This is a genomic window from Corticimicrobacter populi (genome assembly GCF_003123725.1).
In the GTDB taxonomy this organism is placed as follows: Bacteria; Pseudomonadota; Gammaproteobacteria; order Burkholderiales; family Burkholderiaceae_B; genus Corticimicrobacter; species Corticimicrobacter populi.
The window spans coordinates 197661-212655 of sequence record NZ_QETA01000005.1 but is presented as its reverse complement, the minus strand read 5'-3'; the positions used below and the strand labels follow the sequence as shown (position 1 = coordinate 212655).

Genomic DNA, 14995 nt, shown 5'->3' with positions numbered 1-14995 from the left:
GAAGATTCACCGTGCCCGACAATCTGCAGTCTGCCCCCTACCGGTTCCTGCTGTATGCCGACAACGACGCACTGCAGGCTCACCTGAATACCGTGATCGGCGATCTGGGCGTCATCCTGAGCACGCGGGATGTAGGTGCCCGGTTGGCCGAGAAACCCGGCAACATGGACGCACTGCTGCTGGACTTCATGCCGGATCCCGAGCAGCCCGACAAGCTGCGACAGAGCGCAGAACAGGCCCGCAAGCTGGCGCTGGCACAGCCTGATCTGCCGCGGATCGCCCTGGGCTCGCAGGCCCATCCCGACAGTGTCATCACGGCCCTGCGCGCAGGCGTCAGCGAATTTGCCGATCCAAGTTGCGCCGACGAGTTGCGCCATATCCTCGAACAGTTGCTGTGCCCGCATCTGACCGCGCGACAGGCTGCCAAGAACAGTGCCAACAGTATCCTGTTGCTCGGCGTACGGCCTGGCGTCGGCACCAGCACCCTGGCCGTCCATATGGCAACGTCCCTGCAGACCCGCCTGGCCCAAAAAGGACAGGGCAACGACCCGTCGCGGCCTGAAACTGACATGGAGCACCGCGTCTGCCTGCTGGATCTGGGCACCCCTGTCGGCGATTGTCTGCTGCATCTGGGACTACCGGATACATTCGACTTCACTGAAGCGGTCCGCAACCTGCGCAGGCTGGACGATACGTTGCTGGACGCCGCCCTGCCCCGCACAGCCAGCGGCCTGAGCGTGCTGTCACTGCCACGGGATCTGGAGCGCATGCGTCGCATCTCGCAGGAAGAATCATTGTTGCTGTACGCCAGCCTGCAACAGTACTACGGGTGTGTGCTGATCGATGCCGGCGGGCTGGTCAATCCGGACTTTGCCAGCGCACTGGCGCGTTCGGCCGCCGCCACCTGGCTGGTCACGGATCAAAGTATCGGAGCCCTGGTCTCTCTGGCAGATCGGCTGGATGAGTTGGAACACCTGCATGTGCCACGCCATACGCTCCGCCTGCTGGTCAACCGGTACGACGAACGTTACGGCATGGAGGCTGCTCAGATTGCCGAAAAATTCGGGCTGTCGGTCTACGCCACCCTGCCTGACCGGACCCTGGCGCTCATGTCCGGAGCCAGTCAGGGCAAGCTGCTGTTCGAAACCGCGGAACGCGACCCCTATCTGCGCAGCATGGACAGCCTGATTGACCAGACCATAGACCTGCCGCGCAGCGATGCGCCCCGCAGCAGCTGGTTCAGCACTCTCTTGCCAGGCACACGCCGCACCTCCCCACGCCCCTGATGCTCTGCCCCCAGGAACTGCCATGATCCATGCTGCCAACACCCCCTTCAGTCCCGACGAAAGCCGTCGTTCCGACGACGCTCAGCCTTACCTTCGGGTCAAGGCGGCCGCGCACGAGCACCTGCTCGAACGGATCGAAGAGCTGGGGGCAGAGTTCGGGCGCTGGTCGCGCGAGGCCATCGGAGAATTCGTTGCCATCGAAGTGGCGGCCTTCACCCGGCTCAAGCGCCTGCCGATCAACGAAATGGAGCAGCGTCGCATCACGGACGTCCTGACCAAGGAGCTGTCGGGGTTCGGGCCGCTCGAAGACCTGCTGTCGGATCCCGGCGTGGAAGACATCCTGATCAATGGCTATGACCACGTGTTCGTGTCGCGCCAGGGCATACTGGAAGAGGAGCCGCTGGCTTTCAACGACAATGCCCATGTGCTGCGCATCGTGCGACGCATCCTCGCCCCATTGGGGCGCAGGCTGGACGAATCCTGCCCCATGGTAGATGCCCGCCTGCCCGACGGCGGGCGGCTCAACGCCATCATTGAACCCCTGGCCGTCGACGGCCCCATGGTCTCGATCCGGAAATTTCGGCGCGATCCGCTCAAACCGGAAGATCTGCTGGCACTGGGGACATTCGACGAGCAGATCCTGCGCTTTCTGCGCCTTGCCGTGGAACAACGATGCAACATCATCATCTCCGGCGGCACCAGTTCGGGCAAAACATCCCTGCTCAATGCGCTGGCCTTCTGCATTCCCCAACGCGAGCGGATCATCACGGTCGAGGATACTGCCGAACTGGCCCTCAACCACCCGCACGTGGTACGTCTGGAGTCGCGCCAGGGGGGCTTCGATGGCACCGGCATTGTCTCCATCCGCGACCTGATCCGCAACAGCCTGCGCATGCGTCCTGACCGGGTGATCGTAGGCGAAGTACGCGGTGCCGAAGTCATGGATATGCTGCAGGCGATGAACACAGGCCACGACGGTTCGATGGCCACGATCCATGCCAACTCGCCACGCGAATGCCTGTATCGGATCGAGATGCTGGCAGGCTTTGCCGGCTTCCAGGGCAGCGAGGACAGTCTGCGGCGGCAAATTGCCAGCGCCGTCGATTTCATCATCCAGATCGGTCGCATGTCCAACGGCAAGCGACGCATCCTCTCGCTCACGGAAATCACCGGCGTGGGTGACGGAATCATTGCCACGCAGGAGCTGTATCGCCATGAAACCGTCCTGGATGCCGATGGGGCAGAACTCGAGCGCTGGCACAGCCTGGGCATCCAGCCACACACGCCCAAGCTGGCCCCCGTACGCCACGCACTGCGCGATCCCGACACCGGCACACCCCCGCCGGAGTCGGGAGGGTTCTGGTTCAGGAGATCCTGATGACACCCGCCCTGCTGCTGATCGCCAGCCTCATTTTGCTATTGCTTGCAGCCGCACTCTGGCTGTGGCGCATGGGTGCTGCCCAGCAGTCCAGCGATGCCAGCGCACGCTTCATTGACCAGCAACTACAGCAACGGCACCCTCATGCGCATGCTGCGCCTCCAGGAAGCGCAGCACCTCTGCGCTTGCCGGCCGGCCCCACATTCTGGCAAAGCCTGTTACTGCAGGCGGGTCAACGCCCCAGCCTGCGGTTCTACATCATGCTGGACGGCGTACCATTGCTGCTGGCCCTTGTCGTCAGCCTGCTCGTCCATCCCCTGTCCGGACTCTTGCTGGGCCTGCTGCTGTTCGGCATCCAGTTGCTGCTGTTGTGGCGCCGCGCCGCCATCCGTCGCCAGCGCATGGCCGCCCAGCTCCCTGATTTCCTGGAATCCATGGTACGGCTGCTGACGATCGGCAACAGCCTGGGAGCTGCATTCCAGTCAGCACTGCGCACGGTCGAACCACCACTGCGCGATGCGCTCGATCGCATCGACAGTCTGGTGCGCTCCGGCAAGGATCTGGACAGCGCCAGCAAACAGGTAGCCGGGCAGTACCGGATGCATGAACTGTATCTGGTCGCCGCCATCATCGGCATTGCGCTGCGATACGGTGGCCGCAGCGATCAGGTTCTGGAAAGAATGGCCCTGTTCATGCGCGATCTGCACCAGGCTCGACACGAAATGCGGGCACTCTCGGCGGAAACACGCCTGTCGGCCTGGATACTGGCGATTCTGCCCCTGGCGATTGCCGCCTACACCGTCATCGTCAACGGCACGCTGTTCATGAACATGTGGCATGACGCACTGGGCGGCAAATTGCTGCTGCTGGCAGCCTTCCTTCAAATCGCCGGCACATGTTGGCTATATCGCCTGGCCAGCGCCATTCAGGACGAAAGATAAACATGGACTTCCTGAACAATCCCACCCTGCTCGCTGCGCTGGCTGTCGCCTGCCTGGCCATTGCCCTGTTGCTGGCAGGCCTGGGGCTGCTGCACAGGCAATGGCGACAATGGCGACTGGAGCGGGTTATGGATCGCACCCTGGACAGCCATCGGCAAACACGGTCGGCAGCAACATCCAAGGCCGCGCCGCAGTCGCGCTTCGCCTATTTCATGGAAACCGTTACGACACTGGGCGGACGCTGGGCACGCAGCCGTTTTGGCGATCTGTTATTGCCGCGCGAAGACAGACAATTGCTCGAACAGGGCGGCTTTGATCATCCCGCGCGCACCAAGGCACTGTTCGTTTTCGGACGGACCTTGCTGGCGCTGGGTCTGCCACTGTTTTCCTGGCTGGCGGCAGGGCGTGTCACCCTGGTCGGCAGCGCGATACTGGGCCAGACCGCCCTGCTGTTCGCCTGCTTTGCTCTGGGCTGGATGCTGCCCAAATGGCTACTGCTGCGTCATGTGCAGGCGCGACGCGCCGCCGTCAGCCGGGAACTCCCCTTGCTGATAGACGGATTGCGGCTGCTGCAGGGCGTCGGCCTGTCGATGGATCAGAGTCTGCATGTCATCGTCGAGGATTTTGCACCTGCCATGCCGGTGTTGAGTCGAGAACTGCAACTGGCGCTGAACCAGTACAGCCATGGCCGCACCCGTGAACAATCATTGCAACGACTCGGCAGTGCCTTCGGCAACGACGACCTGTCCGCCCTGTGCCGCCTGATTGCGCAGGTCGATCAACATGGTGGAGCGGTCCAGGAACCTCTGACACGATTCAGTGCCCGCCTGCGTGAACAGCGCAAGCTCGACCTGAAGGAAAAAATCGGTCACCAGACCGTCAAGATGACGGCCGTCATGGTGCTGACGCTCATGCCCGCACTCATCATTGTCACGGGTGGTGCCGGCTTCATTGCCATCATCCGCGGGCTGGCCCGTGTCACAGGAGGTCAGTAAATGACAGTCCGATTGCCGAATACCCTCCTGCTTTCAGGCCTGCTCGGCATATTCCTGTCCGGTTGCAGCATGTCGCAGGCCGACAGTGCCTGGCAGTTCATGCAGGAACAACAGGCACAACAGGCGCAGATGCGCCAGCACGAATTCGACGAAGCCCGTCGGCAGGCCCAGGATACGCCCGCCATGCTGGTGCGCCTGATCCGGGAGAACCAGCAGCAGGGCCGCTATTTTGCGGCACTGGCCTATATCAATGTGCACCAGGCCCGGTTCGGCCGCACACCTGAACTGACAGCGCTGGAAGCCGAATCGCTGCGCCGCACCGGGCAGATCGCACCCAGCACACAGGCCTACCAGGCCTTGCTGCGTACACCGCTGGCTGCCCAAGGCTGGCATGGACTGGGTTTGCTGGCTGCCGGCAATGGTGACCTGATCCAGGCCATCGAGCATCTGGAGCGTGCGACCGGCATGGAGCCTGCCAATCCGGAGATGCTCAATGACCTGGGCTATGCCCGGCTGGCAGCAGGTGATCCTGCAGGTGCCCGTCTGCCTTTGGGACAGGCGGCCGAACTGGCCCCGGACAATCCCGTATTTCTCAGCAACATGGCCATATTACTGCTCATGCAGAACGACCCTGCGGCCGCTGGCCGACTGATGGATCAAGCCGGACTGGCCGAAGATACGCGCCAACATATCCAGGACACGGCAGCACGCCTGGGCCAGATGATGAGTAGCGCCACTGCCATCGCCACCGTGACATCCACCGACACGCCAACTGCGCCCGATACCAGCCGGCCAGTCACTGCATCCAGAGAAGCGGCCCGGTCGTCCATAGCCCCTCAGGACACGGGCCTGGCCCTGGGATCGCTGCTCGAACGCCTCTCCCGCCCATCCCCCTGACCGCCTTGCCCCAGGAGAACAGACATGACTTGCCCCCTCCTTTCAAGACTACCGGAGACTGCCCTGCTGGCAACGATCTGGCTCGGTCTCTCCGGCGTACCGCATGTGTATGCACAACCCACCGATCAAGCGGGCACAGGGTCTTCGGCCACATCCAGCGCCAGTACACCCGAGCGTCCCGTGGTGCGCAGGATCGTCGCGCCGGGGCAGACTGCAGACACCGCACAGCCCGACTCGGCCAGCACGCCGGCAGCATCGGGGCGTTCTCCCGCCATCGGGGAAACGACACGACGCCTGCTGGCTGCGCAAGCCAACCCCGACCGGCCAGGGTCTCACCTGCCCATTCTGGGTGCCACGGCACAACTGAGTTGGCAACGCTATCTGGACAGTTTCCGCCAGCCACTGCCGGAATGGTTCGATGAGCGGCTCGAAAAAGACTGAGCCCTGCGCCATGAGGATTTCGCCACGGCCTGCCCGCACGGGCAATGCACACCATGGATACCAGCGCGGTTCAGTCCTGCTGCCGGCTGCAGCCTCGATCCTGGTGGGCCTGGTCCTGCTCGGCACGGCACACCTTGCCTACCTGTTCTATATGAAGCGGGAACTCCAGAACGCAGCCGATATGGCCGCACTGAGCGGCGTGCAAATGTTACGTCCGGCCTGGCCGGGCAATTGCGCTGCAGCAATCGAAACCGCCCAGGCAACCCTGGCGGCTCAACCCGCCCTGCAGAACGCCAGTGAAGTCGAAACCGATATTGCCTGCGGCGTATGGGATCCGACCGCGCCCGCCACTGCAGTTGATCCGGCCCAGCAAGCGCTGCACTTCAGCCCGACGGACAACGCCCCCGGTCAGGCCATCTATGTATCGCTACGCAGCAACATCCCTGCTTTCGTACCGCTGATGCAGACAGCTGCCCTCCAGGCAAAAGCCATCGCCCGCCTCGAGCCTGGCGAACCCCTGGCGGCCTTCAGTGTCAGCCCACAGTTGCTGGCCCTGGACGACGGCCTGCTCACCAACCTGCTGGCCAGTATCGGTGCAGATCTGCGTGGCACCACCGTTGCCGATCGCAACGGCCTGGCCAATGTCATGCTGACACCGGCAGGCCTGCTACAGACCCTGGGCGTCGACCTGCCCGCCGACCTGACCGTCGCCAGCCTGAACGAACTGTTGGCACTCGATAGCGTAGCTCGGGTCGGCGGTGCCGAACTGCTGCGCGCCGCACTGGAACTCGCCCGCAACGGAGGCTCGAATCCTGCGCCCGGTACCGAGTTGACAACCGTCCAGCTCTCCCTGCTGGAAAGCCTGATCGATGCGCTGGTCGTCGCCGACCCCGTCATTCAGCTTGGCAGCCTCGCCAATGGCCCGCGCGGCCTGTTCGCCCACATCAACGCAGACGATCCGAATGCCGCCCTGAATACCAGGATATCGCTGGGCAGCATCGTCGACAGCGTGCTGGCCTTTGCAACGAGGGAAAGGGCAATCGATGTGCCTGCCGAACTCAACCTGTTGGGCGTACTGCGTGGCTCCGTCAAGATCGGTATCGTCGAGCCTCCCTCTATCGGTATAGGCGGAGCCGGTACGACGGCCTATGGAGCCCAGATCCGCGCCTTCGTCGAACTCTGCGCCAGCCTCGGCAATTGCTCGACAACCGGCGGCGGCATGGTCCCGGCAGGACTGCTCGACCTGGGCGTACACATCCCGATCGGACTGGAACTCGTCACCGGTCACGGTACGCTCGACAGCCTGTGCGAAGAATACGATGAGCAAGGCCAGGCGCTCGCCCGGATCACCGTCCAGGCCAGCCTGGCCAATGCCTGCATCGGCAACATCAGCGCCAGCGACGCTTTCTCGACCAGCTTCAGTTGTCGCACCCCGCTGGATAGCAAGGAGCTGCTGCGGCTGCGGCTGCTGGGCCACAATCTGCTGTCACTCAACACATCCATATCAGGCATCGCACTGGAAGATGTCTCGACCGTTACCCTGGCAGCAGGCGAGACCGCAGATGTGCCGGCAAACGGCAATGCACTGGCCATCGGCACGACCCTGGCCAGTCTAACAGACGAACTGCTGTCCAGCCTGGCAGGCAAAACCCCGGCCAATGGCTCCGGCACCCGGCCTGGAGCACAGCAGATATGGAACGAAACTCTGGCCGCAGAAAACTGCAACCCCGCCTCCGGCCCATTCAACGGCCAGGGATTTGCGTGCCGGAAAGCCGTTGAGGCCAAGGCTCTGCGCAAAATCGAGACAGGATTTAACGGGCTGATCGGCAATATCGTCGATAACCTGCTCAGACTTGACCTCCTGAACCTTGTCGGCGACCTGTTGGGTGACCTGCTGGGCGTCTTGCTGCCAACGGACACATGCGCGGGAGCCACACTGAGCGGGCTGCCACCTTATGCCGGCACGGCATCCGGCTGTGTCGACAAGCTCAACAGCGTGCTGCAGAAAACAAACAGCCAGACCGGCGTGCCCTTGTTGCTGCAGATCGTACTCGACATCCTGCGCGCGCCCCTTGATGCCCTGGGCCAGACGCTGTCGAACCTGCTTGCGAACCTCGGCATCAACCTGGGTCAGGTCCGCACCGAATTGATCTCCCTCGAGTGCGGTCGCCCACGCGCGCAACTCGTGCACTGACAAAAATGGAAAAGCCCGGCATGAACGACACGCCACTCAACCAGGATTTCGATCTCTACATCTGGGAAGGGAGCTCCGATCTGGGCTCGCGTGTCATGCGCAGCCTGGCCGACTTCGACATCAACCTGATCCGCGCCGATGCCGAACCCGAGCTGCTGCCGGCACGTGACACAGGGCGCACCGCCATCGCGATTGTCTCTGCGTCCGTCATGACAGACCCCCGTTTCCGGGGGCAGGACTGGCTGCGCGCCCAGGCCATTCCCGTGATCTGGGTCGCGGCCCACGACCGGGCACAGGACCCCCGTTTTTTTCCACCTGCCTACTCCAACACCCTGCCCCTGCAGTTCAATGCAGCAGACCTGCGCGCCCTGCTGTTTCGTCTGGCCGGCATCGCACAGGCCACCCTGCGGCCGGCCCCTGCACGCCCCTTGCCGCTGGTCACCGGCTCTCCGATCATGCAATCCGTAATCGACGAAGCCAGAATGTATGCTGCCTGCGACAACAACGTGCTGATACACGGTGCCACCGGTGTCGGCAAGGAACGCATCGCCCGACTGCTGCACGACGCCTCGCATCGCGCAGCGGGGTCATTCATCGCCGTCAACTGCGGGGCCATTCCCGACGGGCTGTTCGAGGCGCATTTCTTCGGCCATGCCAAGGGAGCCTTCACCGGTGCAGCCGGCTCGCACAAGGGCTACTTCGAACAGGCGCATGGCGGCACCCTGTTTCTCGACGAGATCGGCGACCTGCCGCTGCACCAGCAGGTCAAACTGTTGCGCGTGCTGGAGCAGAATACCGTCACGCGGCTGGGGGCCACACAGGAAATCATCGTCGATTTCCGGCTGGTGTCAGCCACTCACGTCGATTTGCCCGCCCAGGTCGCCGCCGGACGCTTCCGGGAAGACCTGTACTACCGGCTGGCTGTCATCGAGCTGGACATTCCCGATCTCGATGCCCGCGGGCCGGCCGAGAAGGTGCTGTTGTTCCGCACCCTGGTACGCCACATCCTGGAGAGCACCGACGAACCCCCCGTCTGGCTGACCGAACGGATTGCCAACATGGCATTTCCTGGCAACGTGCGCCAGCTCGCCAATCTGGCAGAGCGTATCGCCCTGGTACGACGCCTGTGCGGCCACTGGGACGACGATCGCCTGGAACGTGCGCTACGCCAGGCCATGCAGGCCACCGCACCATCGCGTACGCCATTGCGCCTGTCGCAGATTCCCTCGACCAGCATGCCGGGCCTGAGCGAAGCCGATGTCATCGAGCGCGAACGCATCCTGCAAGCGCTGGCACAGAATGACTGGCGACGCCAGGCCACGGCCGATACATTGGGCATCAGCCGCAAATCGCTATGGGAAAGAATGCGCCGCCTCATGATCGAAGACAAAGAGACCGAAGACAGGGAGACTGTCGATAGCCCTGCTGAATCAGAGTGATTTATGTATCATCTTGCTTTCAGGTGTTTCCAACCACGATATCTCGGGATTTTCGGCATGAAAAACCACGGCATCCGCCCGGCGCTGCTCGCCCTGGCCATCATCAGCATTCCCCTGGGCGGTTGCGCCCAGGCACAGGACAGCCGCCCGGCTGATGCGCCTGTGGTACGCCAGGTCGACAGCGCGGCCACGCCGGATGCCGACAACAGCGCGACCGCAGTCGTTGTCCAGCAGGATACGACAGCACCGGCCCCCGTTCAGCCGGAGATCCGCACGCCGGCCGCCGAGCATACCCTGGCCAGCGAACTGCAACGCCTGATCCAGGCCGGCCAAGTACATGAATTGCGTACCACCTACAATGGCCAGTTCGGTGCCAGCCTGCTGTTTCAGCCTTCCGATCTGCGCTATTACGTTGCATTGTTCCAACAAAAGAATTTCTGGCGCGTGATCCGCACCGATGATTTTGCCCAGGCCGAAAACACCTACCGCAATTTCAGCCGGCAAACCGTGGAACTGGCCCAGCCCGACATCGAACGCATTCGCTTCGAAGCCGAATACGCCCACACCGAACGACAACTGGCCGCCAGCAGCACCGAACTCAGCAATCTGCAGAATGACCTGGCCACTCAACGCCAGCAAGAGCGCAGCATCGCCGCCCAGCAGGCCCAGGCCCGCCAGGAAGCGGATCGCCTGAATAGCCAGCAACAGGAAGCGCGCCAGCAACTGCGGGCCCTGCAACGCCAGATCGAGGCGCTGGAAGCCCAGCAGAATGCCGATACCGCGGCCAGTGGCAACCGCGCGAACAGGAAATAATGTAGCCACAGCAGCACAGCCCCACACTTGCCACCCAGGAAGCCGTGGGGCAACCAACCGGCGACAAAACCCTTGCCTGACAGCCTGCTTTGTGGTTGACTATCGTCTTATGAACAAGCCAGCGATCTTCTCCATCGACACCCGTGCGCATGCAGCCGCACGGGCTGGCTTGCGTGCCACCGCCGCACAACTGCTATCCCTATCCCTAGCGATCGGGGGCCGGGCCTAGTGCCCTGTGGCAGTCCGGCCACCCTGTCTCGCCACGCGTCTTTTCGTTCCCCGATTTCGTTTTATCGCCTGTACACAGGCTCCGCCATGGTGGTCGTGCGCCGTCCCATCCAGACGTGATGCGCGCCCTGCCATTGCCGGTCTTACCATCTGACTGAGGTTCCCATGCTCGCCCATCCGGAGAAAAAGTACATCCCCTTCCAGCCGTTCGCACAGGACTATGCCGAACGCACCTGGCCCAGCCGCCGCATCAGCCATCCACCCATCTGGATGAGCACCGACCTGCGTGACGGCAATCAGGCGCTGATCGAGCCGATGAGCGTCGAGCGCAAGCTGCGTTTCTTCGACCAGTTGATCCGGATCGGCTTCAAGGAAATCGAGGTCGGCTTTCCCTCCGCCTCGCAAACCGACTTCGATTTCGTGCGCCGGTTGGTCGATGAAAAGCGCATTCCAGACGATGTCACCATTATTGTCCTGACCCAGGCCCGCGAAGACCTGATCGCCCGCACTGTCGAGTCTGTCGCCGGAGCCCGGCAGGCCATGGTTCACATGTACAACGCCGTGGCCCCCGCATTCCGCCGCATCGTCTTCAACATGAGCAAGGACGAAGTCAGGCAGATTGCCGTCCAGGGCACGCAGTGGGTCAAGCAGTACACCAGCCGCCACCCCGAAACCCAATGGCGCTATGAGTACTCGCCCGAAGTCTTCAGCACCGCCGAGCCCGAGTTCGCACTCGAGGTCTGCAACGCCGTCGGCAAGACCTGGGGTGCCACGCCCGACAACAAGATTGTCTACAACCTGCCGGCCACCATCGAGGCCACGACGCCCAATCTCTATGCGGATCAGATCGAGTGGATGCACCGCAACCTCGACAACCGCAACAGCGTCATCCTCAGCGTGCATCCCCACAACGATCGGGGCACCGCCGTGGCCGCCGCCGAATTCGCCATGATGGCCGGAGCCGACCGCGTCGAGGGCTGCCTGTTCGGCAGCGGTGAACGCACCGGCAACGTCGACCTCGTCACGCTGGCGCTCAACCTGTACACCCAGGGCATCCATCCCGGCCTCGACTTCTCCGACATCGACGAAGTCCGCCGCTGCGCCGAGTACTGCAACCAGTTGCCGGTACACCCGCGCCATCCCTACGCCGGTGATCTGGTCTTCACCGCGTTCTCCGGTTCGCACCAGGATGCCATCAAGAAAGGCTTTGCCAAACAGGATCCCGACGGCGTCTGGGAAGTTCCCTACCTGCCCATCGATCCTGCCGACCTGGGCCGCAGCTACGATGCCGTGATCCGCGTCAACAGCCAGTCGGGCAAGGGCGGCGTGTCCTACCTGCTCGAACAGGAGCACGGCCTGGTCCTGCCGCGTCGCCTGCAAATCGAATTCAGCCGCGCCATCCAGAAGGTGTCCGACGAAACCGGCCGTGAGGTCACGGCCGAGAATGTCTACGATGTCTTCCAGAGCGAATACCTGGGCCAGCATGCCCCCTGGAAGCTGATCCGCCACCGCATCGCCGGCACGCCGGAAGCGGGCGAAGGCCGCCAGTTCCGCATTGAAGTCGATCTCGAGCACGATGGCCAGCCGGTCACCGTTACCGGCGAAGGCGACGGTGCCATCTCGGCCTTCGTCGCGGCACTCGACCTGCCCATCCGCATCATGGACTACCATGAGCATGCCATCGGCACCGGTGCCGACACACGTGCCGCCAGCTATGTCGAGCTGCGCCTGGGTGAATCGGCGACCGGCTTCGGCGTGGGAGTGAACCGCGATATCGTGACGGCATCGTTCCACGCCGTGCTGAGCGCTGTCAATCGTCACCTCGGCCAGGAAACCACCGACGCAGACATCGCCGCCACGGCAGATGCCTCGGCGGCCTGAGCACCCCGGATGACTGTTCCCAGTGTATCTGGCGCAACCCACGCCCCGACACCCGCCGATGCCTTGCGCCACAAGCGCAAAGCGCATCGGGCCGTCAGCCCATGAGCGCGACCGCGCCCCTGTCCTGCCGCGATGACTGCGGCGCGTGCTGCATCGCCCCGTCGATTACCAGCCCGATCCCCGGCATGCCTGATGGCAAGCCCGCTGGCGTACGCTGCATCCAGCTCGACGCCAGCCATCGCTGCCTGATCTTTGGCCGGCCTGAACGGCCCGCCTTCTGCGGTGGCCTCCAGCCTGCGGCCGACATGTGCGGGCCACATCGCGAACACGCCATCCGATGGCTCGGCGATCTGGAGCGGGCCACCGCGCCTGCCTGATCAGCGCTGCCCGCGCAGTCTTCACGCCGCCTTCGGCGGCACCATTTCAACGCATACGCATGGATGTCATTATTTAGAAATAATAATATCTGGCATGCCCAGCGATTTGTTAACAGCAAAGTCCTTGAAGTGTTCACTCCCAAAGTTTTCATGCTCCCTCATTAAAAGGAGGGTATTTTTCATGAATTCAATCAACTCATTCAACTCATCAATCGACACTTGAAGCGTGATCTCTTGCAAACCAATCAACTCGCTCTCTGCCGATTCATAACCATATATATTCATATTCACGCCCTATTCAGGTGGCGTCCAGCAAGGATTTCACCAATAGATTCCCAACTGGCCTTGACACATCACGCTGGCGAAAAATCCAGCCGGAGGCCTCAACGCGAATCGTATCGCCTGACTGAATTTCGATCTCGAACACACCCTCTTGAGATTGCCGGATACGATTGATTGACGACGATGCGCCCCAGCTTTCATAGCGTGGAATTTCAATTTTCGTGAATCAATCGAATATCAATACATGCGATGGCATATTCACAGGAGATAGTCGCAACTCACATTGCGCCAGATCCCATCTGAGGTGAATACCGGTCAGCACCGCATCGTGCAAGGGCAAGGTACCAACAGGCATTAATTCCACTCCATCAATAAATCAGCGCTGCCCGCGCAGCATCCACGCCCCTGCCGCAGCCAGCAGCAACGGCGCGCCCAGCGCCATATAGTAAGCCGGTCGTGTCCACTCGGCAGCAATCATCAGGCCAGCCAGATACGGCCCGGCCGTGGCCCCCAGGCGGCCGATCCCCAGCGCCAGCCCGGTGCCCGTCGTGCGTACTTCGGGCGGAAACACGACTGGAGCCAGCGCATACAGACCGACGATGCTGCCATTGGTAAAGAAACCGATCAGGGCAGCCAGCGCCAGCAAGAGCGGCAGCGGTCCGGCAATCCAGCCGAATCCTGCCACGCAGACAAAGCCCGCCAACAGGCTGGCGGCCGTCAACCTGCCCAGCCCCCGGCGATTGGCCTGCCAGCCCAGCCACAGGCCACCAGCCACCCCACCCAGATTCATGATGACGGCACCCGAGATGCCTGCGCCTACCGGCAGACCCAGGCTGACCAGGATCTTGGGCGTCCAGTTGAGCAGAAAATAGAACGACACCATCAAGGCGAAATAGCTGCCACAGATCAGCAATGTCGGACGCCACAGGCTCGGACCGAACACATCCCACAATCGCGCAGGACGTTGTCGCGCAGGTGCGGGCGGCAGCACATCCTGCGCCGGCAGGCCCATCCGCTCCAGCACGTCATTGAGCCGCACCAGTGCATTGCGCGGTCGGCGGGTCAGCAGGAAATCCAGCGACTCCGGCATGCAACGCCAGACCAGCGGCAACATCAGCAACGATGCCGCACCTCCTGACACGAACACGCTGCGCCAGCCGATATGCTCGATCAGATAGACGGACATCAGCCCGCCCAAGACCGCACCAATCGGATAGCCGACTGCCATGCAACTGATCGCCAGGCTGCGCCGCCACAGCGACGAGAACTCGGCCACCACCGTATTGATTGCCGCCAGGATGCCCCCCATACCCAGCCCGGTGTAGACCCGCAGCCAGGCCAGCTCCTCCAGTCCTCGCGCCCAGGCCGAGGCCAGCATGCCGCTGGCCAGGATCGCCAGGCACACCAGGATGATTCGGCGACGTCCGAACACATCGGCAAGCGGTGAAATGACCAGGGAGCCGACCACCATCCCGGCCAGGCCAGAACTGAAAAGCACCCCCAGCTGCGCCGGTGCCAGCCCCCATTCATGCGAAATCGTCGGCCCGACAAAGGCGACCGAAAGCACATCGAAACCATCGATCATGCTGATCATGACGCAAATCGAGACCGCCATGACCTGGAACGGGCTCATGGCACCTTGCTGCACTGTCTGTCTGATATCCATAACCCAGGAAGAGTGAAAAGAAAAACCCACAAACCATGAGGAGAATTCATATTAAATATGAAATATACTCAAGGAAATATCATTTTCAATCATAGACATACATCAAAACTGTCTATATTCATGCTGATTGACGCGGCATTATAATGAGCTGATCACAACTTTTCTGCAGACCTGTCC

General features: G+C 62.3%; 13 protein-coding genes. 11 read left to right on the top strand and 2 right to left on the bottom strand.

Going from position 1 to position 14995, the window contains the following annotated elements; translation table 11 throughout:
* The first annotated feature begins 11 nt into the window (after positions 1 to 11).
* The 11 genes from DD235_RS12755 to DD235_RS12705 all read left to right on the top strand — a co-directional run bounded on the left by DD235_RS12755 (position 12) and on the right by DD235_RS12705 (position 12870).
* On the top strand, positions 12 to 1286 hold the full coding sequence (locus DD235_RS12755) for a CpaE/TadZ family protein (protein WP_109062477.1): 1275 nt from the start codon (positions 12 to 14) through the stop codon (positions 1284 to 1286).
* A gap of 22 nt (positions 1287 to 1308) precedes the next feature.
* Positions 1309 to 2664, top strand: coding sequence for a TadA family conjugal transfer-associated ATPase (locus DD235_RS12750; RefSeq protein ID WP_109062476.1), 1356 nt, complete (start codon positions 1309 to 1311; stop codon positions 2662 to 2664).
* Positions 2664 to 3605: a type II secretion system F family protein gene (locus tag DD235_RS12745; RefSeq protein ID WP_109062475.1), complete on the top strand. Its 942-nt coding sequence runs from the start codon at positions 2664 to 2666 to the stop codon at positions 3603 to 3605. Before DD235_RS12750 ends, DD235_RS12745 begins: the two co-directional genes overlap by 1 nt.
* A gap of 2 nt (positions 3606 to 3607) precedes the next feature.
* On the top strand, positions 3608 to 4600 hold the full coding sequence (locus DD235_RS12740; RefSeq protein WP_109062474.1) for a type II secretion system F family protein: 993 nt from the start codon (positions 3608 to 3610) through the stop codon (positions 4598 to 4600).
* Positions 4601 to 5497 carry a tetratricopeptide repeat protein gene (locus DD235_RS12735; RefSeq protein ID WP_109062473.1) on the top strand — a complete coding sequence of 299 codons (897 nt, stop codon included), beginning with the start codon at positions 4601 to 4603 and terminating at the stop codon, positions 5495 to 5497.
* Positions 5498 to 5521: 24 nt separating this feature from the next.
* Positions 5522 to 5938 carry a DUF3613 domain-containing protein gene (locus DD235_RS12730; RefSeq protein ID WP_109062472.1) on the top strand — a complete coding sequence of 139 codons (417 nt, stop codon included), beginning with the start codon at positions 5522 to 5524 and terminating at the stop codon, positions 5936 to 5938.
* Positions 5916 to 8132: a pilus assembly protein TadG-related protein gene (locus tag DD235_RS12725; protein ID WP_109062471.1), complete on the top strand. Its 2217-nt coding sequence runs from the start codon at positions 5916 to 5918 to the stop codon at positions 8130 to 8132. Before DD235_RS12730 ends, DD235_RS12725 begins: the two co-directional genes overlap by 23 nt.
* Before the next feature lie 20 nt (positions 8133 to 8152).
* Positions 8153 to 9571, top strand: coding sequence for a sigma 54-interacting transcriptional regulator (locus tag DD235_RS12720; RefSeq protein WP_109062470.1), 1419 nt, complete (start codon positions 8153 to 8155; stop codon positions 9569 to 9571).
* 57 nt (positions 9572 to 9628) lie between these two features.
* Positions 9629 to 10384, top strand: a complete 756-nt coding sequence (locus tag DD235_RS12715) for a DUF2968 domain-containing protein (RefSeq protein ID WP_109062469.1) — start codon at positions 9629 to 9631, stop codon at positions 10382 to 10384.
* Positions 10385 to 10777: 393 nt separating this feature from the next.
* On the top strand, positions 10778 to 12493 hold the full coding sequence (leuA, locus tag DD235_RS12710; RefSeq protein ID WP_109062468.1) for a 2-isopropylmalate synthase: 1716 nt from the start codon (positions 10778 to 10780) through the stop codon (positions 12491 to 12493).
* Positions 12494 to 12594: 101 nt separating this feature from the next.
* Complete coding sequence (locus DD235_RS12705; protein WP_164497346.1) at positions 12595 to 12870, top strand: YkgJ family cysteine cluster protein; 276 nt, start codon at positions 12595 to 12597, stop codon at positions 12868 to 12870.
* Between the two features lie 69 nt (positions 12871 to 12939).
* Here DD235_RS12705 and DD235_RS12700 read toward each other — a convergent pair whose 3' ends face one another.
* Positions 12940 to 13161, bottom strand: coding sequence for a hypothetical protein (locus DD235_RS12700; RefSeq protein ID WP_204524242.1), 222 nt, complete (start codon positions 13159 to 13161; stop codon positions 12940 to 12942).
* A 367-nt stretch (positions 13162 to 13528) separates the two neighbouring features.
* Complete coding sequence (locus DD235_RS12695; RefSeq protein ID WP_239990138.1) at positions 13529 to 14785, bottom strand: MFS transporter; 1257 nt, start codon at positions 14783 to 14785, stop codon at positions 13529 to 13531.
* Positions 14786 to 14995: the final 210 nt, after the last annotated feature.

Bases quoted from the DNA above. Each gene is read 5' to 3' on its own strand.
- DD235_RS12730 (WP_109062472.1), top strand. From the start codon at position 5,522: ATGACTTGCCCCCTCCTTTCAAGACTACCGGAGACTGCCCTGCTGGCA.
- DD235_RS12745 (WP_109062475.1), top strand. From the start codon at position 2,664: ATGACACCCGCCCTGCTGCTGATCGCCAGCCTCATTTTGCTATTGCTT.
- DD235_RS12715 (WP_109062469.1), top strand. From the start codon at position 9,629: ATGAAAAACCACGGCATCCGCCCGGCGCTGCTCGCCCTGGCCATCATC.
- DD235_RS12720 (WP_109062470.1), top strand. From the start codon at position 8,153: ATGAACGACACGCCACTCAACCAGGATTTCGATCTCTACATCTGGGAA.
- DD235_RS12740 (WP_109062474.1), top strand. From the start codon at position 3,608: ATGGACTTCCTGAACAATCCCACCCTGCTCGCTGCGCTGGCTGTCGCC.
- DD235_RS12705 (WP_164497346.1), top strand. From the start codon at position 12,595: ATGAGCGCGACCGCGCCCCTGTCCTGCCGCGATGACTGCGGCGCGTGC.
- DD235_RS12750 (WP_109062476.1), top strand. From the start codon at position 1,309: ATGATCCATGCTGCCAACACCCCCTTCAGTCCCGACGAAAGCCGTCGT.
- DD235_RS12735 (WP_109062473.1), top strand. From the start codon at position 4,601: ATGACAGTCCGATTGCCGAATACCCTCCTGCTTTCAGGCCTGCTCGGC.
- DD235_RS12725 (WP_109062471.1), top strand. From the start codon at position 5,916: ATGAGCGGCTCGAAAAAGACTGAGCCCTGCGCCATGAGGATTTCGCCA.
- leuA (WP_109062468.1), top strand. From the start codon at position 10,778: ATGCTCGCCCATCCGGAGAAAAAGTACATCCCCTTCCAGCCGTTCGCA.
- DD235_RS12695 (WP_239990138.1), bottom strand. From the start codon at position 14,785: ATGAGCCCGTTCCAGGTCATGGCGGTCTCGATTTGCGTCATGATCAGC.